This is a genomic window from Rhodoferax sp. XS2R6, assembly GCF_056521365.1.
In genome coordinates, this window is record NZ_JBWMAY010000001.1 from 612,628 (window position 1) to 630,695 (window position 18,068).

An 18,068-nucleotide genomic window follows, 5' to 3' on the forward strand; every position below is an offset into this window, starting at 1 on the left:
TCCATGTCAACCCAAGTCACCTATTTGTTCGACCCCCTGTGCGGCTGGTGTTACGGCGCCGCCCCTGCCATCCAGCAGCTGGCGCAAGACGCATCGGTCTCGCTGGCGCTGGCGCCCACCGGCATGTTCTCTGGCGGCGGGCGCACCATGGATGCGGCGTTTGCCGACTACGCCTGGTCCAACGACCAGCGCATTGCCAAGCTCACCGGCCAGCGATTCACCGAGGCCTACCGCGCCAACGTGCTGGGCAAGCTGGGCAGCCGCTTTGACTCCACCACCAGCACACTGGCGCTCTGCGCCGTGGCGCTGACGGAGCCAGCCCGAGAGCTGGAAGCGCTGAAGGTGCTGCAAGAGGCGCGTTATGTGCAGGGCCTGGACACGGCCGATGTGGAGGTGGTGGTGCAGCTGCTGCGCACGCTGGGCCTGGCCACAGCGGCCAAGCGCTTGCTGAACCCCGATGCCGACTTGCACGAAGCCCACGCCACCCGTGTGCAGGCCGCACAGCGCCTGATGCGCCAGCACCGCGCGCAAGGCGTGCCGGCACTGGTGGTGCACAGCGCCGCGGGCGACCGGCTGCTGCAGGGCAATGCCTTGTACGGCAGTGTGGAGAATTTGCGGGCGGCATTGGCCCAGGCTTAGGGCCACACCGCCTGCCGCGTCATGCGCGCGTCGGCACATTGAAAACCTGGCGCGCCTGCAGCGCACGTTCGCGCGCGTGGCAGCCTTCCAGGTGGTCATTCACCAGGCCCATGGCCTGCATGAAGGCGTACATGGTGGTGGGCCCGACAAAACTCCAACCGCGTTTGCGCAGGTCTTTGGACAGGGCAATGGATTCGGGCGAGGTGGTCACGCCGCTCAGGGTCTGGCGTGTGATCTGGCTGGGGCGCGTAGTGGCCTCGGGCTCGAAGCGCCAGAAATAGGTGGCCAGCGAGCCAAACTCCTGGCGCAACTCCATCGCCTTCTGCGCGTTGTTGATGGTGGAGACAATCTTGCCGCGGTGGCGCACGATGCCGGCGTCCAGCACCAGGCGCTTCACATCGGCGTCGTCAAACGTGGCCACCTTGTCCATGTCAAAACCGGCAAAGGCCGCGCGAAAACCCTCGCGTTTGTTCAGGATGGTGAGCCAGCTCAGGCCTGCCTGAAACCCTTCCAGGCAAATCTTTTCGAACAGGCGCGTGTCGCTGCTGACCGGAAAACCCCACTCGTGGTCGTGGTAGTGCTGGTAGTGCGGTGTGGCACGGCACCACACGCAGCGGGTGACCTGGGTGTCGTCGGCAAACAGGCCGGTAGGCGCAGTGGTGTCGTCAAGCATGGAAGGGCTCCCTGTTCAAAATGCAAATACTGTTTTTAAGAACAGTATATTGCAGCTTCGACGCAGCACCTTCCGTGCCTGACTGCGGCGCAGCGCTTACATGGCTTTGTAAAGGATGTAGTCCGCCTGGTACTGCACCACTTGCTGGGCACCTTCGTTGGCCTGGGCGCACGCGGCCTTGGGGGCAATGCCACCCACGGTGGCCACGCGCTGGATGTAGCTCACGCCTTGCATGGCGCCCATGCCCGTGGCGGGGTTGGCTTTCACCAGTTGCAGCGGAATGTTGGCGTCGCCATTGGGGGCCACGGCCACTTGGGTTGCGGTCACTTTGGAGCCGTCGGTGCTCTCCCAGGTGGCGGGCGGGCCGTAGTACTTGCCCACTGTCTTGCCGCTGCGGTCCTTCAGGCCGGCGGCTGGCCCCACAAACACCCATTCAAACTGGCCGGCCATGTCTTTCTTGGCGCGGCACTGGTAGGTAATGTCGCCTGCGGCGGCTGTTTCCATGGCCACGGTGTGGCCTGTGGGCACCTTCACGGCGGCGGGCAGGCTGTCTTGGTTAAACGGTGCGCGCATGGGCTGGTTGGCACAGGCGGCCAGACCAGCAACGAGCAAGAGGGACAAGGCGGTACGTGTTTTCATGGTTCTACTTTCTGGGGGTGGAGGAAATGGGGGAAATGGGAGGTGCGGGCGATACGGAAGCGAGGTAGGCCACCATGTCGTCGCGGTCTTGGGGCATGTCCAGGCGGTAGTTCATGTCCTGCCCGGGCACCACGGTTTCGGGGTTGGTCAGCCAAGCCTTGAGTTGGGGCACATCCCACACATGGGTGGCCGCGGCCATGGCCTCGGAATAAAAATAGCCATTGGCCTTGCCCGCCGCGCGGCCCAGCACACCACGCAAAGCGGGCCCCGCGCGGTTGGCGTCCAGGCTGTGACAGGCTGTGCAGCGGCTCTCAAACAGCGCCTGCCCGCGCGCCACCGACTGGGCCTGGGCTGCAATGCCAAGACCCAACAAGCCCAGCAGCAAACCCACAGGCCATCGCATGCGGCCGCTCACGCACCAAAAGACAAAGCGCCCACAGGCCACATGCCCGTACGGCCCATGCAAGCACTGCGTGAAGCCTGGGCAGAAACCGCAGTCGAGGGGTGAATCAGGGGCGCCATGGTGTTGTCCTTTGCATCGGTAAGGGCGGAAACGAGGGAGACCGTAGGGCACGAAAAAAACCGTCCCACGCTGCCAATACGCAGTCCGCGCCCCACTGGATTCAGATTGCCCCCGCGCCACAGTCGGGCATTCCCTGGCTGAATCCGGCGGCGCCCGCATTGCGTACCCAGTACAAGCCCTGTTGGCTTGCAACCCTGGTAATTCAGCATGTTTTTGCCCTCTAGCCCCGGTACAACCAGCGCGAGCAGCTCCTCTTTTCATAGCAAGCTACGCAGCTTTGTGCGCAAGCCGCAGCGCCCCACTGCGGTACCACGCATGCCAGACAATGGCAGCATGACCACCGACAACCACGACGCCCTGCTCATCGTCCTGCTGGACCGCATTGCCCACCAGGACGAAGCCGCACTGAAAGCCCTGTACGACCAGTGCGCCAGCAAACTCTATGGCCTGGCCCTGCGCGTGGTGCCCCAGCGCGAGCTGGCCGAAGACGTGTTGCAGGAGGCGTTTTTGACCGTATGGCGATCGGCCGCCGACTACCGCGCCTCTTTAAGCCCCCCCATGGCCTGGCTGGGCCTGATCGTGCGCAGCCGTGGCCTGGACATGTTGCGCCGCCGCGCTGCCGAGCGCAGCCACCTCACCGACGAGCTGGACGAGGTATTGGCCGACACCCTGCCTGGCGACGGCCCCACCCCCATGGACACCGCGCAAGCCAGCGAACAGGCCTGGGCCCTGCACCAATGCCTGGGCAAGCTGGAAAACAAACAACGCGAGGTGGTGAGCCTGGCCTATGTGCGCGACCTGAGCCACAGCGAGCTAGCCCAGCAACTCAGCCTGCCACTGGGCACGGTCAAAACCTGGATCCGCCGCGGGCTGGACCAACTGCGCCTGTGCATGGCGCGCTTTGCCTAAGGAGCCCGGCATGAACCTGATGCAACACCCCGAACTGCTGGACCGCCTGGCCAGCAGCTACGCCCTGGGCACCCTGCGCGGTGGCGCCCGCCGCCGCTTTGAAGCCCTGGCCCGCGAACAAGCCCCCGTGCGCGCCGCCGCCCTCATCTGGCAAAGCCGCCTGGCCAGTCTGAACGAACTGCAACCGCAGGCCCAGCCCAGCGGCGCGGTGTGGACGCGCATTGACAACCTGGTGCAGGGCGAAAAGCAAAGTGCGGTGCAGCAAGCCGTGCGTGCGCAAGCCGCTGCTGCGGCCGAAGCCACGGGCCTGGGCGGCTGGCTGCGCAGCCTGACCGTGTGGCGCACCGCCACCGCAGCGGGCGCCTTCGCCACCATCGCCGCCGTGTCGGTGGGCATTGGCATGCGCGAGGAACTGGGCGGCGAAATTGCCCGCCTGCAGACGCAGCTGCAAAGCGCGCCGCAAATCGAATACGTGGCCGTGCTGGCCGACGACAAGGCCGCCGCGTCCATGCTCGTCACCTTCGACCCCAAGGCCAAAAAGCTCACCCTGCAACGCGTGGGCGCCTACCAAGAGGCCGGCGACCGCTCCCTGCAACTCTGGGCCCTGCCTCCCTCCGGCGGCCCCAAGTCACTCGGCGTGCTGGGCAGCGACAAGCTGCTGCGCCTGACCGCCGGTGAGAGCGATGTGCGCGAAGTACCCACTCTGGCCATCAGCCTGGAGCCCAAGGGCGGCGTGCCCAGCGAGACTGGGCCGACCGGGCCGGTGCTGTTCAAGGGGGCGTTGATTCAGAAGATGCTGTGAGGCGAGTCAGAAGGCGTCTTTCTTGAAGCGGGGGATGTCTTTCACCAGCGCCTTCAGCAGGGTTGCCCGCTGCACCACGAATGCGGCAATGCGCTGCACGGTCTCCCGCTCGTCATCGGCGTAGGCGGGGTCTTGCGCTTGCAACGGTGCTTGCGCCAGCGCGCTGGAGCAAATGTTGTCGAGCTCGCGGGCAAAAAATGCTCGGCTGATGCCACAGCGCTCGCAAAAATCCGCCAGGGCAAAAGACTTCACGGCGTCCAGCTCAAACACATCGCCAAACGCCATCGCCAGGGAATGCTCCAGCTTGGCCGGGTCGTACTGCATCACACTTACCAAGTCATACAGCTGCGCCACATTGAGCCCGGCGCGGCCCACGTGGAAGGAAATGTTTTTGCCATGCGCATCGCTATTGCCCAAGAGCAAGGTGGAGGCCACCCACAGCACCAGGCGCTGTAGGCCGGCCGCTGGTGTCTCCAGGTGCGCCCGGGTGGCGAAGATTTTTTCAAAGCTCGCGCCATCCCGGATGTGGGCCACATCTTTGCCATTGCCCAGGTTACGCTCGTACTTGGCCGCCACCGACAAGTCAGCGGCCTGGCAGCCGTCAATGATGTGAAGGCGCTGCTGCACATCCATGGCCAGAGTCTGTCCGGTAGGCACACCGTCGGGCGCCAAGACTTGCACTGGCTGGGCGTGTTGTGTCGCCTGGCGGTCAAATCGCTGGATGGACAGCACCGGGGAAGGCACCCGCAGGATGTTCACCTGCGCCACATGGCTTTGCCGGTAGCGCTGCAGGCTGATGCGTGCAAGCAGTTGCATGCAGAAGTGCTCGTTGGCTACCATGTGCACCAAGTCCGCGTTCACCGGCTCCGGTTTCAAGATGTGGGTGGACGACAGCGCGCCCTCCGCCAAATACCAGCGCCCCAGGTGCTGGTGCACCAGGAGCTTGTCCTGAAACCCAGCCACCGACATGCGCACCTTGCTATCCCATACCGTGAACGGCACCTGGTTGCGGCGGGCGATGCGCTCTTGCAGTTCGTCAGGCGTGATCTCGCGAGCCGTGGGCGTGAGCGACGTTGGCGTCTGCCCGGCTGGCAGAAACGTGAGGCCGCCGGTGGTCTCACGGCCCAGGTACCGAATGAGACCAAAGATATTGTTCTTCTGGATGTTGCTGTGCACAGACGCCACATCCAGTGCCCGTCCCTCGGGCAGCAGGTTTTCCAAAAAGCGTCGAATGGCGTGGGTGTCCGCAGCCTGCCCCCAGGGCAAGTGGGGCGAGAGTGCATACCCCTCTGCCGAATTTTGCCAAGCCTGCGTGTATTGCAGGTGGTAGCGGTCCGCGTTTCTGTCCAAGCCCAGGCGGGCCACATGGGCACCACCAGCGTAGATGTCGAGCGCGTAATCGAGGTCCTGAAAATCCAGGTCACTGGTGCTCATGACGCGACCTCCTGCGGCGCTTGCAGCTGCTGCATGGCAGGCTCCAGCGCCGCCACCTGCCGCGCCGTGAAGGCCATCAGGTGCACGCCCAGCCCCTGCAAAATCAGCAGCAATTTGTCCAAGGTGACGGGCTTGCCGTTCTCCAGACGCGACAGCACGTCGGAAGACACGCCACACAAGGCCGCAGCATCGTCAATGCGCAAGCCATGCAGCGCCCGCTGGTTGCGCACCAGCTTGCCCAGCGCGGCAATGTCGCTGATGCGGGGCGAGGTGTCCGGGTCAACGGTAGGAAGTTTTCGGGACATTGTTTCGCTTTAACGGAATTAATGAGGCTTCGCTGTATTTTGACCTATTAGTTACGGAAAACCGAAACAATTAAGTCTAACAGCCTATTTTGATCGTTTATTTCGTTATTCCGAAACTAATCGAGCAAACCCGGTATGCCACCATTGCAGTGCAAAATTTGGTCGATATTGAGCTCTATCCCTCGTGGAATATGCGCGAACAGCTACTGAATTTATAGCAAATTCTTGTCATTGATCTTGATCGGGAGGTGTGGGCGCGCAGAGCCGGGGCTATGGACCCCCGCCTCATACTGTCAAATGCCCAGAAATCGGCGGGGACCCATAGCCCCAGCTCTGCGGGTGAGGTTGTTGTGGCTCACCCGATTGGGGGATGGGCAAGCAGATGTGGGAGCGTCAAAATCACTCTGGACGGCCACTCATCGAACTTAAAAGATAGAACCCATTGAACATGTCAAAAGCACTTGCCTCCTTTGAAGGCTCCATAAAAGACGCGGAAGATCTGCTGGCGCACTTTGATGCAATGCCGAAGCCTCCACCAGACAACGCGGAAGTTCTCAAACGAGCTGGGCTGGTCATGGCACTGACTGCATGGGAAACATACGTCGAAGATCGAGTGCGGGAAGAAGTTGAGAAACGCCTCCAAGTGGTGCGCGGCAGCTATGTAGGAATGTTCGTTGCCAAACGGCTGGAAGATGAGCTGAAGCGTTTTCACAACCCAACCGCCGAAAAGACAAAGAAGCTTTTTCACGATTTCTTGGAAGTTGATGTTGCAGCAGGGTGGGAATGGGCCAACTACGACAGCGCAAAAGCAAAAAAGACACTCGACGATCTCATTTCAAAGCGCGGTGACGCAGTGCACCGCTCCAAAGCATCGATGCCGGGAACGCCACCTGGGCCACACTTGGTCAAACGCGAGGAACTCGAAAAAGCGATTCGTTTTCTCAAAAGCCTGGTTACAGCAACTGATAAAGCGCTACTCACAGCGTAAGCCACTGATAGGCCACTCCGAACGCACGTACGCATACTAAATGGCAAACCGAATGCCGATGAGCATGAAACACCTACTCTGGATTGACTGCACCGCCGGTGCGCTTGCCGGTGTCGCCATGCTATTACTGCTGGACTGGCTTGCCGCGCTGTACGGCATGCCCACAGAGCTCTTGGTATTTATTGGCGTCGCCAACGTGCTCTATGCGAGCTACTCGTTGTCACTGGCCATCCGCCGCACACGCACCCAACTGTTGCTCAACGCTCTGATCATCGCCAACGGCGTTTGGGCGCTGGTGTGCGTGGGGCTGGCCGTGCGCTGGGCTGGAACGGCCACACTGTTTGGCATGGCGCACCTGCTGGCCGAGGCTTTGTTTGTGGGCAGGCTGGCGAGCCTGGAGTGGAAGTGGCGTGGGTTGCTTTTGGCACCTGGCCGCTAAGCGCCAGGCACCACTCCCCGCACGGTCAGCTGCGCCGCCGTGGCGCAACGTCCAGCTGAAACGTCACCTTCGCGGGTGCGCCCGACACATTCACCTGCAGCGGCGTTTTCTCCACCAGCTGCGCGGCGTGCCAAACCTTGATGCTGGCGGCGCCCTCCGGCACCTCCTCCAACACAGCCACACCCTCGGCATTGGTTTTCACCGTCCAGGGTGACTCCGCCACGTAGATGGCGCCGCCCATGCGGCTGTGAATAAAGCAGCCCAGCAGGGCTGCGCCGATGGCGCCGGGTTTGTCCATGGTGAAGACGGCGGCGCTGGCGGGCTTGCCGTCTGCCTTGCCTTCCAGCAAGGCGGATTGCCCGTCTGACGCGCCCACCGCAGCGCCAGCCGTGCCCACACGCACATGGTGGTTCCACGGGTCGCTATTGATGAAACGCACGCGGGCGCCCACGGCCACCACGGTGACGGCGGGTGCAAACTGCTGCTTCTCTTGGTTAATGACCGCGCTGTTGGGCAGCGGTGTTTTGGGCTGGCCTTTGGCGCTGGGGGTGACGATCACCACGACATCGGGGGTGGGTTTGCCATCGCGGTCCAGCACCAGCACCTCCAGCGTGCCGGCCGCAGCGGCCCCGCTGGCGGCCAGGACCCAGGCCGCGCAGGTGGCGGCCATGCTCACAGTTAAACGCATGGTGTGGTGCTCACTTGGCGGTGATGACATCGCGGTGCATGGGCGCCAGGCGGGCCAGCAGCTGGTTTTGCGTGGCAAACGGGATGTTGCGCACGTCCATGGCCACCTGCAGCACTTCCACCAGCGCGTTGAACTGCGCCTTGTTGATTTCCATGCCCGCGTGGGCGGCCTTCATGTCGGCGCCCTGGTATTTGCAGGGGCCGCCGCTCACCACACAAAACTGGTCCACCAGCTGCTCTTGCAGGTACGACGATTTGGTGTCTTTGAACTGCACACCAATACGCGGGTCGGCCTTGAGGCCGGCCACAAACACTTCCATCAATGCCTGCAGGCCAGGCTTGGCGCCCAGGGCTTGGTAGAGCGTGTCGTTTTGCGCAGGAGCGTTGCTTTGCGCCATGGCGGGGGCGGTGGTCAGGCCCAGGGTGGCCAGGGCGAGTGTGATGAGGAGGTGTTTCATGTCAGATCCTTGCTGTGTTTCAAATCAAAACGCCACTTGGGCCGAGAGGTAGTAGCCGGATTGGCTGCGGTTGGCGGTGACGCCGGGCAACACGCGGCCCAAATCCACATAGGCCAGGGTGATGGAGGTGTTTTTGTTGGGCGCCCAGGCCACAAAGAGGTCTTTCCAGGCGTCTTCCTGCAAGCCTTCGCCCAGGCCGGCGGACTGGCCTAGTGCGCGCAGGTTGTTGGGCTTGGCGCGGTACTCGGCGCCGATGGCCAGGTTCTTGCTCAGCAGGTAGGCGACCGACACCTCGGGTACCCAGCTGCCTTCGTTGGTGCCCGGCGCTTTGCTGCCAAATCCGACCAGGCCGTTCTGGTTGGCGTTGGTATAGCGCAACGTGCCGTTGACCAGCAGGCTTTGGCCCAAAAACAGCTTGGTGGCGCTCACATAAAAGTCGGTGCCTGTGGTCTTGGCCCCCAAGAAGTCCAGCACCGGCTTGATGGAGCCCGCATCCACCGACTTTTGCTGCACGCCCACGGCGATCTGGGGCATCCAGCTGTCGCTGTCCAGCACGGCGTCGCCGGCCACTTTCACCTTCACGCCCAGCACGTCCATCTTCACGCGCTGGCCGTTTTGCACCGCAAAACCCAGGCCGTTCAGCGCGGTGACAGGCGAAGCGTCAAAGTCTTGCCGCGCCAGCGAGATTTCCAGCCGGTCGTTAAAGGCAAAGGCCACGCCCATGGTGTTGAGGCTGTAGTCCTGCGTGGTGGCGCGGCTGACGTGGGCGGACACACCCATCTCGCCCTCGGTGGCGTTGGTGCCAATCACGGCCCAGGGCGTCAGGCCCCCGCCGGCGGCGCCATCTATGGAGCTGACGCCCCCGGTGAGCAGGAGTTTGCCGGTGTCGGCAGAGGCCAGGCCGCTGCACAGGCTGGCGGCGCTGACCAGCAATGCGATGCGAAGGTGGTTCATGGGTTTTCCAATCGAAATGGTGGTGAACATGCCGCCCCAGGGAAAGTGTTGCGACTTGTTACAGGTACGCAGACCGCCGCCGCTTGGATTCAACTCAATTGAAAAAATTTTCGGCTACCCTCCAAGCTGCTTTTCGGGAGCCCGCGTGAAAACATCAAAAATCATCATCGCCTGCGGCCTGGCCGCGTCCTCTTGGGCCGCGCTGGCCCTGCAAATCACCAGCCTGTCCCCCCAGGGTGAAGTCGCCCAGGTGCGCCAGCTGGTGGCCAAATTTGACGAAAGTGCCGTCAACTTTGGCGACCCCAAGGCCGAAGCCCCGCTGACGCTGAGCTGCAGCGACGCCCAGGTGACCCAGGGCACCGGCCGCTGGGTGAACGACCGGGTGTGGGCGTTTGACTTTGAGAACGACCTGCCACCCGGCATCAGCTGCACCGTGCAGGCCAAAGCAGGCTTCAAATCGCCCAAAGGCGCAGATCTGACGGGCGCGAGCAGCTACAAATTTAATAGCGGTGGCCCGTTTGTGCAGAGCATTCGCCCCTACTCAGGCAACCGCATTGACGAAGAGCAGTTTTTCACCCTGCGCCTGAACGGCGCGGCCACGCTGGAGAGCGTGCAGGCCAATGTGTGGTGCGCAGTGGAGGGCCTGGGTGAACGCGTGGCGGTGCGCCTGCTGAGCGGCAAGGAGCGCGACGGCCTGTTGCAAGCCCAGGGCATGGAGCACGAGGCCAAAGCCAACCCGCTGTCCATCGTGACGCTGGCGTGCAATCGCAAGCTGTCCTCGTCGGCCAAGGTGCAAATTGTGTTTGGCAAAGGCGTGGCTACGCCCGCGCGTGGTGGCACCGCCACGGGCGTGCCCAACAGCGTGGAAAAACGCTTTAACTTCCAGGTGCGCGAGCCGTTTGCCGCCACCTTTAGCTGCGAACGCGAAAACGCGCAGAGCGCCTGCCTGCCGATTCGCCCAATGACGCTGAACTTCAACGCGCCAGTGCCGGTGAAGCTGCTGCAAGGCATCCGCCTGGTGGGTGGCAAAGAGAGCTTCAAGCCCAACCTGGGGGAGAACGAAGATGAGGATGGCGTGGTCAACGGCATCAGCTTCGCGGCGCCACTGCCCGAGCAAACGCCGTTCACCATCGAGCTGCCCAAAAACTTCAAAGACGCCTCGGGCCGCACGCTGCGCAATGCAGACAGCTTTCCGCTCAAGACGGCCACCGCCGCCATGCCACCGCTGGCCAAGTTTGCAGCGTCGCCCTTTGGCATCGTGGAGCGTTTTGCCGAACCCAATGGCGTGGCGCTGCTGCCGGTGACGCTGCGCAATGTGGAAGTTGCCCTGAATGTGAAGGGGCTGAACACCGAACAGGCCAAAGCCGCCGCGCCCAAAGCACCGGCCGGCAAGGTCAGCACCTTCCAGCCCGGTACCGACGCCGACATCATTGCCTGGTGGCGCAAGCTGCAGCGGTATGACAGCTACACCGTGACACGCAAACAGGCCGCGGCCGATGTGCAGGGCCCCCTGCCCAAGGTCGTGAGTGATATGGACACGCACTATGTGCAGACGCGCATGGTGTCGCTCTTGCAGGGCCGCCCCAACGTGAAGACGCTGGACCTGCCCAAACCCGAAAACAAGGACCCGCGCCCGTTTGAGGTGGTGGGCATTCCGCTCACCCCCGGCTTCCATGTGGTGGAGATTGCCTCGCAAAAGCTGGGCACCAGCCTGCTGGACGAACGCCACGGCGACGGCCGCACCATGTATGTGCGCACTTCGGCCCTGGTCACCAACCTGGGCGTGCACTTCAAGCTGGGGCGCGAGAACGCGCTGGCCTGGGTCACCTCGCTGGACAAGGGCGTGCCCGTGGCCGGTGCCACGGTGCGGGTGTCGGACTGCCGTGGCAAAGAGCTGGCCACCGGCGTGACCAATGCGCAGGGTGTGGCCAACTTTGAAGGCCTCTCGCCCCAGCCGCCACGCTGCAATGGCGAAGAGGGTTATGGTCAAGCCTATTTTGTGAGCGCACGCGCCACCCAACCTGCGGGCGACGGCAAAGGCACGGTGCAAGACCTGGCCTTTACCTGGAGCGACTGGAACCGCGGCATCGAGCCCTGGCGCTTTAACGTGCCCACCAGCCGCGATGTGGTGCCCGATGAACGCGCCCACACTGTGTTTGACCGCACGCTCTTACGCGCGGGCGAAACCGTGTCCATGAAACACCTGCTGCGCACCGAAACATCCAAAGGCTTTGGCCTGCCCGCGCAGCAACCCGACACCCTGCTGATCACCCACGTGGGCAGCGGCCAGCAATACGAGCTGGACCTGACATGGCGCAAAACCGCCACGGGCGGCCTGAGTGCCGAGAACAGCTTCTCCATCCCGCCCGCGGCCAAGCTGGGTGTGTACCAGGTGCAGCTGTCGGGCCGCAGGGAAGAGCAGGACTTCTACACCGGCCAGTTCCGCGTGGAAGAGTTCCGCCTGCCGGTGCTAGAGGGCCGCGTGACACCGGCCGAGAAGAAGGCACTGGTGAGCGTGGACAAGGTGCCGGTGGATGTGCAGATCAACTACGTGTCGGGCGGCGGTGCGGTGAACCTGCCGGTGCGTGTATCGGCGCTGGTGCGCAGCAAATACCTGAGCTTTTCGGATTTCAGTGAGTTCAACTTCTCCGCCCCGCGTGGCAACCAACAGGCCAGCAGTGGTGAAGGCGAAGAGGACGCCAACGCCAGTGCGGACAACCGTGTGATTGCCGACAAGCTGCCGCTCACGTTGGACAAAAACGGCGCAGGCAAGCTCACGCTGGAGCAAGTGCCAAAAAGTCGCCAGCCGCAAGACCTGCTGCTGGAAGCCACCTACTCCGACCCCAATGGCGAGGTGCAAACCATCCGCAGCACACAAACGCTGTGGCCCGCCCATGTGGTGGCCGGCATTCGCACCGAGGGCTGGGTGTCCAGCGGGCAAAAAATCAAGTTCCGCGCGCTGGCGCTGGACCTGACGGGCAAGCCCCAAGAAGGCGTGGCGCTGGAGGTAAAAGCCACCGCCCGCATCACCACCACCACACGCAAGCGCATGGTGGGCGGCTTCTACACCTACGACAACAAAACCAGCACCAAGGAAATGGGCGGCGTCTGCAGCGGCAAGAGCGATTCGCGCGGCCTGCTGCTGTGCGAAACCGAGCTGAACGAAGCCGGTGAAGTGGAGCTGGTGGTGACTGCCAAAGACAGCAGTGGCAACAGCATCCAGGCGGCCAGCAGCGTGTATGTCACCAAGCAGGGCGAGCTGTGGTTTGGCGGTGAGAACACCGACCGCATCGACCTGCTGCCCGAGAAAAAGAGTTACCAACCCGGCGAGACCGCCAAGTTCCAGGTGCGTATGCCTTTTCGTTTTGCCACCGCCCTGGTGTCTGTGGAACGCGAAGGCATAGTGCACAGCGAGGTGGTGCAGCTCAACGGCCAAGACCCCACCATCAGCCTCAAAATTCAGGAGGGCTGGGGCCCCAATGTGTATGTGAGCGCGCTGGTGCTGCGCGGCCGCCTGCGCGAGGTGCCGTGGTACAGCTTCTTCACCTGGGGCTACAAGGCACCGCGTGAGTGGTGGACCAGCTTCTGGTACGAAGGCCGCGAGTACGTGGCGCCCACGGCGCTGGTGGACTTGAGCAAGCCCGCATTCCGTCTGGGCGTGGCAGAAATCCGCGTGGGCACCAAGGCCCATGAGCTGGCGGTGAGCGTGAAGGCCGACAAGGAAAGCTACGCCGTGCGCAGCCAGGCCAAGGTCACGATCAGCGTGAAACTGCCCAACGGCCAGCCTGCAGCGGGCGCCGAAGTGGCGCTGGCCGCCGTGGACCAGGCGCTGCTGGAGCTGATGCCCAACGGCAGCTGGAATGTGCTGGACGCCATGTTGCAGCGCCGAAGCTGGGGCGTGGAAACATCCACCGCGCAGATGGAAATCATTGGTCGGCGCCACTACGGCCGCAAGGCCGTGGCACCCGGTGGCGGTGGTGGCCACAGCGGCGCGCGTGAACTGCTGGAGACCCTGCTGCTGTGGAACCCCAGCGTGAAGCTGGACGCCAACGGCCAGGCCGTGGTGACCGTGCCGCTGAACGATGCACTCACCACCTTCAAGATCGTGGCCGTGGCCGATGCCTTCACCGGCATGTTTGGCACCGGCTCCACCAGCATCCGCGCGACGCAAGATTTGCAGATCATCAGCGGCCTGCCGCCCCTGGTGCGCGAAGACGACCAGTACCGCGCGCAGCTGACCCTGCGCAACACCACCAAGCAGGCGATGAAGGTGCTGGTGACGCCGCGCGCCACCTTGCTCACCCTGGAGCCACAAACGGTGGACATCCCCGCGGGTGATGCGCGCGAAGTGGCGTGGAATGTGACCGCCCCTGCACAACTGGCGCTCACGCGCAACGAAGCCATCCTGTGGGAGATTGAGGCCAAGGACACCCTCAGCGGCGCACGCGACGCGCTGAAGGCGCGCCAGCGCATCATCCCGGCGGTGCCGCTCACGGTGCAGCAGGCAACTTTGGTTCAAGTGGATGGACCGTTCACCCTGGACGTGAATGCCCCAGCGGACGCCCTGCCCGGCCGCGGCGGCCTGAAGATGGCGCTGCAGCCCAAGCTGGCCGAAGGCCTGCCCGGTGTGCGTGACTGGTTTGCGCTGTACCCGTTTGCTTGCCTGGAGCAAAAGACCAGCAAGAGCGTGGGCCTGCGCGACGGCAAGCTGTGGCAGACCGTGGCCACGCAGATCCCCAGCTACCTGGACAGCGATGGCCTGGCCAACTACTTCCCGCCGCGCGACGGCGAGGCCAACCGCGGCAGCGACACGCTGACCGCCTACCTGCTGGCCGCCACGCATGAAGCCTCCACCATCAACCCTGCGTTTGCGCTCAGCGACGAGATTCGCGCGCCCATGGAGCGCGGCCTGATCGCCTTTGTGGAGGGCCGCATTCAGCGCGATTTCTGGAGCCCACGCAAGGACTTGGACATGCGCAAGCTGGCCGCCATCGAAGCCCTGTCGCGCTACGGCAAGGCGCAGGGCCGCATGGTGAACAGCATCACCATCGCGCCCAACCAGTGGCCCACACATGCGGTGATTGATTGGCTCAACATCCTGAAGCGCGTGAACGATGTGCCCGAGCGCGACAAACGCATCGCAGAGGCCAACCAGATCCTGCGCAGCCGCATCAGCTACCAGGGCACCAAGATGATCTTCAGCAGCGAGAAGGACGACTACTGGTGGTGGCTGATGCAAAACGGCGACGTGAACACCGCGCGCCTGATCCTGAGCGTGCTAGACGACCCGGCCTGGAAAGACGACATGGGCCGCCTGGCCAACGGCTTCATCAGCCGCCAACAGAACGGCGCATGGCACACCACCACGGCCAACCTGTGGGGTGGCCTGGCCCTGGAAAAGTTCAGCGCCAAGTTTGAAGCCGTGCCGGTGGCGGGCACGACCAAGGCCAGCATGAGCACGGGTGCGGCCAGCGTGGACTGGAGCAAGGTCGAACGCATCAAGACCACCGATGCGTCAGGCGCTGCGCACCAGACCAGCATGTTTGGCGCGCCCGCATCGCCGGGCAACCTGAAGAACAACACCATGTTCCTGCCCTGGGGCAACACCGCCGCCAAAGACACGCTGAACGTGACCCACCAAGGCGCAGGCAAGCCCTGGCTCACGCTGCAGTCCGTCGCGGCGGTGCAGCTGAAGGCGCCGTTCTTTGCGGGTTACCAGATCAAGAAGACGGTGACCCCCGTGGAGCAGGCCAACAAGAGCCTGCCCGCCGGCAGCTACACGCGCGGTGACGTGCTGCGCATCAGCATCGAGGTGAACGCCAGCGCCGACATGACCTGGGTCGCCATCACAGACCCCGTGCCCGGCGGCGCCACGATTCTGGGCAGCGGCCTGGGCCGCGACAGCGAGATTGCCACGCAAGGCGAGAAGAAAGAAGGCTACGGCTGGGCCGCGTTCGAGGAACGCAGCTTCGAATCCTTCCGCAGCTACTACGAGTACCTGCCCAAGGGCGTGGTGAAGATGGAATACACCATCCGCCTCAACAACGTGGGCGAGTTCTCGCTGCCACCGTCACGCGTGGAAGCGATGTATGCGCCGGAGATGTTTGGGGAGGCACCGAATGCGCGGGTGAAAGTGGTGGGGGCGAAGTGAAATGATCGATTGGCAAGTAACCATTGATGGACAGTTCCCAAACGGGTGGGATCAGCACAAAGATGGTTGCTGGTTTCCCGATTTCGACACGCAGACGTATCTACTGCCGTACTTCGATGTGGGAGACCGACCAATTGACGAATATGGATCCACTGTCTTTGACAACGCATCCATTAAGCGTTTGCGTACACATCTTCAGTGGCAACGCAGCTATTGGGAGGGTAAGACACCGACGTGGCAAGTCACGGAAACCAGTGAAGGAGGTCGCCATTCATATGAGGTCAATCGCGACATCGTTATTGCAATCATCGATAAAACGGTTGAGATGATTGAAGTCGCCATGAAGTTGAATGGGGAACTTGTATTCAGAGGCGACTAAACCTGCACCACCACCTCACCAAACCTCAGGTGGTGCAAGCACTCCCGCAGAATCACCATCGCCGCATAAAACTCCGGCGCAGTAGGCAAAGCTTCCTGCCCGCTGGGCCGCCCCTGGCTCACCATGGCGATGCGGTTGAACAGGTCTTCCACTTCGTCCAAACTCCATCGCGGCGTTGCATCCAGCGCTGCACCCACACCTTGCAGAATCAAGGCAGCGCCCTCCCCGCGGAACTGCAACTGCTCCGTGCGCACCAGCTTCGCGGCCAGGGGCATCACCACGTCTTCGGTCTGCTCGATCGCATGTTCAATGTCCAGCGGGGTGGGTGGTGTGTGGCGCATCCATAGGCGCGCCAGCGATGCGGTGCCGAGCTGCAGTTCTTTCTGCAGAACGACTTGGCCGTCTTCGGTACACAGCACTGTGCTGGTTTCGGCACCGAGCTGAAGTGCGGTCTGTACGGTCATAACGCGTCCTTGTTTCGCAATCCATCGAGCATGGCAATCAAGCATTGCCGCGTATCCGCCAGCGCATCCTGAACACCCGTTTCATCTTCGGGCAATGATTCCATGCCGCCATACAGCGCGCCCAACACGATGCGCGCCAGCCGCTCCGCATCGTGCCCCTGAAAAATGCCGTGTGCCTGGATAGCGGCAATGCTGCCCCGCATGGCGCCCAGGCCTTGCCGTTGCCGAATCTCACCCCACACCTGCGCGCCCAGCACGGCGGGTGCGTCCACCAGCATCAGGCGGCGCAGCGGCGCGTTGGTGCCAGACTGCAGCACGGTGTCGATGGAGGCCAGAAACGCTTCCCAAGCGCTGCCACCGCCGTCAATGACCGCCTGGCGTGCGCCCAAGGCTTGCTGCACCAGCCCGGCATCCACCTGCTCCACCACGGCGGCAAACAGGCCTTTTTTGTCGCCGTAGTGGTGGTACAGCGCGCCCACGGTCACGCCGGCATCGGCGCAGATGCTGCCCACGGGCGCCTTTTCAAAGCCCTGCGCGCCGAACCAGCGCAGCGCGGCCATCTGCAGCGCGGCCTGGGTGGCGCTGGCGTTTTCTTTGCGGCCGTCGCGTTTGGTGGGGGTTTCAGCCATGGGTAACGTGGGAGACAAGGGATAGCTTTACAAACATAACGTGATTATGTATTCTTCGGTTCACTTCATCAACCAGAGATTTTTCCATGCACATCCTTGCCCAAATCCTCATTGCCGTGGTCTGCCTGATTCACGTCTACATCTTCCTGCTGGAAACCGTGTTGTTTGAGTCGCGTGGGGTCAAGGTGTTTGGCATCCCGAAAGCCGAGGTGGCCATGCGCAAGGCAGCCATGTCCAACCAGGGCTGCTACAACGGCTTTCTGGCTGCGGCCTGCCTGCTGGGCCTGGTCTACCCCGACTCGGCCATTGCCAAGGCCTTTGCCACCTTTGGACTGGCCTGTGTGGCGGTGGCAGGCATCTGGGGCGCAGTCACGGTGATGGTGCGCATTCTCTACATCCAGACCGTGCCCGCGGTGTTGGGCTTGGCCGCGCTGTACCTGCTGTAAAAGCGCCTGGCGCTGCAGGCGCTAAGCCTGCACCAGGCCCAGGGCGCGCAGCTGTTGCTCCAGCGTGTCCACGCTGTTCCAGGGCAGGATGAGTGAGTTTTTGCGTTCGTCGGGCGGGTTCTGTTCCAGCTGGTCAGACCAACCACCACAACCCGTGAGCGGCAACAAGGGGCGCTTGTGCAGCCAGGCCAGACACACCTCCGAGATAGTGCCAGCGCGGCCACCAATCACCAGACAGGCATCCCCTGCCAGCGCCATCAACAGGTTGCGTGCATCGCCCACACCCGAAGGAATCACCACCGTCGCCGGCCAGTCCGCAGCGGGCATTTCCCCTTCGGGAATGATGCTCACCACCGTGCCACCGGCCGCCATGGCACGCTCTGCGGCAAACCGGGTGGCCGGGCTGCCGCACCCACTGACCACGGTAATGCCCAAGCGGGCCATCAACTCCCCGGCCTGCCCTGCGAGGTCGTAGGCCGCAGAGCCGGGCTCTGCACTTCCCAATACACACACCTGTTTGCGGCGAAGTAGTTTCTGCATGCAATGCTC

Annotated in this window: 19 protein-coding genes; 8 read left to right on the plus strand and 11 right to left on the minus strand. The window is 63.1% G+C overall.

Features of this window, described 5'->3' with window-relative positions; genetic code table 11:
- The first annotated feature begins 3 nt into the window (after window positions 1–3).
- Entirely contained in the window at window positions 4–639 is a 636-nt protein-coding gene (locus tag AC097A_RS02915) for a DsbA family protein (RefSeq protein WP_479619675.1), read from the plus strand.
- Window positions 640–658: 19 nt separating this feature from the next.
- Here AC097A_RS02915 and AC097A_RS02920 read toward each other — a convergent pair whose 3' ends face one another.
- The 3 genes from AC097A_RS02920 to AC097A_RS02930 all read right to left on the minus strand — a co-directional run bounded on the left by AC097A_RS02920 (window position 659) and on the right by AC097A_RS02930 (window position 2,354).
- Window positions 659–1,312 carry a DNA-3-methyladenine glycosylase I gene (locus AC097A_RS02920; protein ID WP_479619676.1) on the minus strand — a complete coding sequence of 218 codons (654 nt, stop codon included), beginning with the start codon at window positions 1,310–1,312 and terminating at the stop codon, window positions 659–661.
- Window positions 1,313–1,408: 96 nt separating this feature from the next.
- The gene (locus AC097A_RS02925; protein ID WP_105259949.1) at window positions 1,409–1,951 is read right to left on the minus strand and encodes a DUF3455 domain-containing protein; all 543 of its coding nucleotides are present in this window, start codon (window positions 1,949–1,951) and stop codon (window positions 1,409–1,411) included.
- 4 nt (window positions 1,952–1,955) lie between these two features.
- The gene (locus AC097A_RS02930; protein ID WP_105259950.1) at window positions 1,956–2,354 is read right to left on the minus strand and encodes a c-type cytochrome; all 399 of its coding nucleotides are present in this window, start codon (window positions 2,352–2,354) and stop codon (window positions 1,956–1,958) included.
- A gap of 435 nt (window positions 2,355–2,789) precedes the next feature.
- On the opposite strand from AC097A_RS02930, the gene AC097A_RS02935 reads away from it, so the two are divergent.
- Both AC097A_RS02935 and AC097A_RS02940 read left to right on the plus strand, forming a co-directional pair.
- The gene (locus tag AC097A_RS02935) at window positions 2,790–3,383 is read left to right on the plus strand and encodes an RNA polymerase sigma factor (RefSeq protein WP_479620191.1); all 594 of its coding nucleotides are present in this window, start codon (window positions 2,790–2,792) and stop codon (window positions 3,381–3,383) included.
- Between the two features lie 10 nt (window positions 3,384–3,393).
- Complete coding sequence (locus tag AC097A_RS02940) at window positions 3,394–4,185, plus strand: anti-sigma factor (RefSeq protein WP_479619677.1); 792 nt, start codon at window positions 3,394–3,396, stop codon at window positions 4,183–4,185.
- A 6-nt stretch (window positions 4,186–4,191) separates the two neighbouring features.
- On the opposite strand, the gene AC097A_RS02945 is transcribed toward AC097A_RS02940, so the two are convergent.
- Window positions 4,192–5,619, minus strand: a complete 1,428-nt coding sequence (locus AC097A_RS02945; protein ID WP_479619678.1) for a HipA domain-containing protein — start codon at window positions 5,617–5,619, stop codon at window positions 4,192–4,194.
- Window positions 5,616–5,924 (minus strand): helix-turn-helix domain-containing protein, encoded by a 309-nt coding sequence (locus AC097A_RS02950; RefSeq protein WP_479619679.1) that lies wholly within the window; start codon window positions 5,922–5,924, stop codon window positions 5,616–5,618. Before AC097A_RS02950 ends, AC097A_RS02945 begins: the two co-directional genes overlap by 4 nt.
- A 448-nt stretch (window positions 5,925–6,372) precedes the next feature.
- On the opposite strand from AC097A_RS02950, the gene AC097A_RS02955 reads away from it, so the two are divergent.
- Together AC097A_RS02955 and AC097A_RS02960 are read left to right on the plus strand one after the other, a co-directional pair.
- On the plus strand, window positions 6,373–6,912 hold the full coding sequence (locus tag AC097A_RS02955) for a HEPN domain-containing protein (RefSeq protein WP_479619680.1): 540 nt from the start codon (window positions 6,373–6,375) through the stop codon (window positions 6,910–6,912).
- Between the two features lie 64 nt (window positions 6,913–6,976).
- On the plus strand, window positions 6,977–7,351 hold the full coding sequence (locus AC097A_RS02960) for a hypothetical protein (RefSeq protein ID WP_479619681.1): 375 nt from the start codon (window positions 6,977–6,979) through the stop codon (window positions 7,349–7,351).
- Window positions 7,352–7,376: 25 nt separating this feature from the next.
- On the opposite strand, the gene AC097A_RS02965 is transcribed toward AC097A_RS02960, so the two are convergent.
- The 3 genes from AC097A_RS02965 to AC097A_RS02975 are packed head-to-tail and all read right to left on the minus strand — an operon-like array spanning window position 7,377 to window position 9,450.
- Window positions 7,377–8,039 carry a cupredoxin domain-containing protein gene (locus tag AC097A_RS02965; protein WP_479619682.1) on the minus strand — a complete coding sequence of 221 codons (663 nt, stop codon included), beginning with the start codon at window positions 8,037–8,039 and terminating at the stop codon, window positions 7,377–7,379.
- Between the two features lie 10 nt (window positions 8,040–8,049).
- Entirely contained in the window at window positions 8,050–8,496 is a 447-nt protein-coding gene (locus AC097A_RS02970) for a group I truncated hemoglobin (protein WP_479619683.1), read from the minus strand.
- A 24-nt stretch (window positions 8,497–8,520) separates the two neighbouring features.
- Window positions 8,521–9,450 (minus strand): DUF3034 family protein, encoded by a 930-nt coding sequence (locus tag AC097A_RS02975; RefSeq protein WP_479619684.1) that lies wholly within the window; start codon window positions 9,448–9,450, stop codon window positions 8,521–8,523.
- A gap of 145 nt (window positions 9,451–9,595) precedes the next feature.
- Here AC097A_RS02975 and AC097A_RS02980 point away from each other — a divergent pair, with 145 nt between their 5' ends.
- Both AC097A_RS02980 and AC097A_RS02985 read left to right on the plus strand, forming a co-directional pair.
- The gene (locus AC097A_RS02980) at window positions 9,596–15,601 is read left to right on the plus strand and encodes an alpha-2-macroglobulin family protein (RefSeq protein WP_479619685.1); all 6,006 of its coding nucleotides are present in this window, start codon (window positions 9,596–9,598) and stop codon (window positions 15,599–15,601) included.
- A 1-nt stretch (window position 15,602) separates the two neighbouring features.
- Window positions 15,603–15,980 carry a hypothetical protein gene (locus tag AC097A_RS02985; protein ID WP_479619686.1) on the plus strand — a complete coding sequence of 126 codons (378 nt, stop codon included), beginning with the start codon at window positions 15,603–15,605 and terminating at the stop codon, window positions 15,978–15,980.
- Here AC097A_RS02985 and AC097A_RS02990 read toward each other — a convergent pair.
- Both AC097A_RS02990 and AC097A_RS02995 read right to left on the minus strand, forming a co-directional pair.
- A complete protein-coding gene (locus AC097A_RS02990; protein ID WP_479619687.1) occupies window positions 15,977–16,444 on the minus strand; it encodes a hypothetical protein in 468 nt (155 codons plus the stop codon). The genes AC097A_RS02985 and AC097A_RS02990 overlap by 4 nt on opposite strands.
- Entirely contained in the window at window positions 16,441–17,073 is a 633-nt protein-coding gene (locus tag AC097A_RS02995; RefSeq protein ID WP_479619688.1) for a TetR/AcrR family transcriptional regulator, read from the minus strand. Before AC097A_RS02995 ends, AC097A_RS02990 begins: the two co-directional genes overlap by 4 nt.
- An 86-nt stretch (window positions 17,074–17,159) precedes the next feature.
- Between AC097A_RS02995 and AC097A_RS03000 the strand changes: the two genes are divergently transcribed.
- Window positions 17,160–17,519 carry a DUF1304 domain-containing protein gene (locus tag AC097A_RS03000; RefSeq protein WP_479619689.1) on the plus strand — a complete coding sequence of 120 codons (360 nt, stop codon included), beginning with the start codon at window positions 17,160–17,162 and terminating at the stop codon, window positions 17,517–17,519.
- 21 nt (window positions 17,520–17,540) lie between these two features.
- Here the strand turns inward: AC097A_RS03000 and AC097A_RS03005 are convergent, their stop codons facing one another.
- Window positions 17,541–18,059 carry an SLOG cluster 4 domain-containing protein gene (locus AC097A_RS03005; protein ID WP_479619690.1) on the minus strand — a complete coding sequence of 173 codons (519 nt, stop codon included), beginning with the start codon at window positions 18,057–18,059 and terminating at the stop codon, window positions 17,541–17,543.
- Window positions 18,060–18,068: the final 9 nt, after the last annotated feature.

What these genes read in the sequence shown, in the direction of transcription:
- AC097A_RS02915 (WP_479619675.1), top strand. Translation starts at nt 4, where the DNA reads ATGTCAACCCAAGTCACCTATTTGTTCGACCCCCTGTGCGGCTGGTGT.
- AC097A_RS02920 (WP_479619676.1), bottom strand. Translation starts at nt 1,312, where the DNA reads ATGCTTGACGACACCACTGCGCCTACCGGCCTGTTTGCCGACGACACC.
- AC097A_RS02925 (WP_105259949.1), bottom strand. Translation starts at nt 1,951, where the DNA reads ATGAAAACACGTACCGCCTTGTCCCTCTTGCTCGTTGCTGGTCTGGCC.
- AC097A_RS02930 (WP_105259950.1), bottom strand. Translation starts at nt 2,354, where the DNA reads ATGCGATGGCCTGTGGGTTTGCTGCTGGGCTTGTTGGGTCTTGGCATT.
- AC097A_RS02935 (WP_479620191.1), top strand. Translation starts at nt 2,790, where the DNA reads ATGCCAGACAATGGCAGCATGACCACCGACAACCACGACGCCCTGCTC.
- AC097A_RS02940 (WP_479619677.1), top strand. Translation starts at nt 3,394, where the DNA reads ATGAACCTGATGCAACACCCCGAACTGCTGGACCGCCTGGCCAGCAGC.
- AC097A_RS02945 (WP_479619678.1), bottom strand. Translation starts at nt 5,619, where the DNA reads ATGAGCACCAGTGACCTGGATTTTCAGGACCTCGATTACGCGCTCGAC.
- AC097A_RS02950 (WP_479619679.1), bottom strand. Translation starts at nt 5,924, where the DNA reads ATGTCCCGAAAACTTCCTACCGTTGACCCGGACACCTCGCCCCGCATC.
- AC097A_RS02955 (WP_479619680.1), top strand. Translation starts at nt 6,373, where the DNA reads ATGTCAAAAGCACTTGCCTCCTTTGAAGGCTCCATAAAAGACGCGGAA.
- AC097A_RS02960 (WP_479619681.1), top strand. Translation starts at nt 6,977, where the DNA reads ATGAAACACCTACTCTGGATTGACTGCACCGCCGGTGCGCTTGCCGGT.
- AC097A_RS02965 (WP_479619682.1), bottom strand. Translation starts at nt 8,039, where the DNA reads ATGCGTTTAACTGTGAGCATGGCCGCCACCTGCGCGGCCTGGGTCCTG.
- AC097A_RS02970 (WP_479619683.1), bottom strand. Translation starts at nt 8,496, where the DNA reads ATGAAACACCTCCTCATCACACTCGCCCTGGCCACCCTGGGCCTGACC.
- AC097A_RS02975 (WP_479619684.1), bottom strand. Translation starts at nt 9,450, where the DNA reads ATGAACCACCTTCGCATCGCATTGCTGGTCAGCGCCGCCAGCCTGTGC.
- AC097A_RS02985 (WP_479619686.1), top strand. Translation starts at nt 15,603, where the DNA reads ATGATCGATTGGCAAGTAACCATTGATGGACAGTTCCCAAACGGGTGG.
- AC097A_RS02990 (WP_479619687.1), bottom strand. Translation starts at nt 16,444, where the DNA reads ATGACCGTACAGACCGCACTTCAGCTCGGTGCCGAAACCAGCACAGTG.
- AC097A_RS02995 (WP_479619688.1), bottom strand. Translation starts at nt 17,073, where the DNA reads ATGGCTGAAACCCCCACCAAACGCGACGGCCGCAAAGAAAACGCCAGC.
- AC097A_RS03000 (WP_479619689.1), top strand. Translation starts at nt 17,160, where the DNA reads ATGCACATCCTTGCCCAAATCCTCATTGCCGTGGTCTGCCTGATTCAC.
- AC097A_RS03005 (WP_479619690.1), bottom strand. Translation starts at nt 18,059, where the DNA reads ATGCAGAAACTACTTCGCCGCAAACAGGTGTGTGTATTGGGAAGTGCA.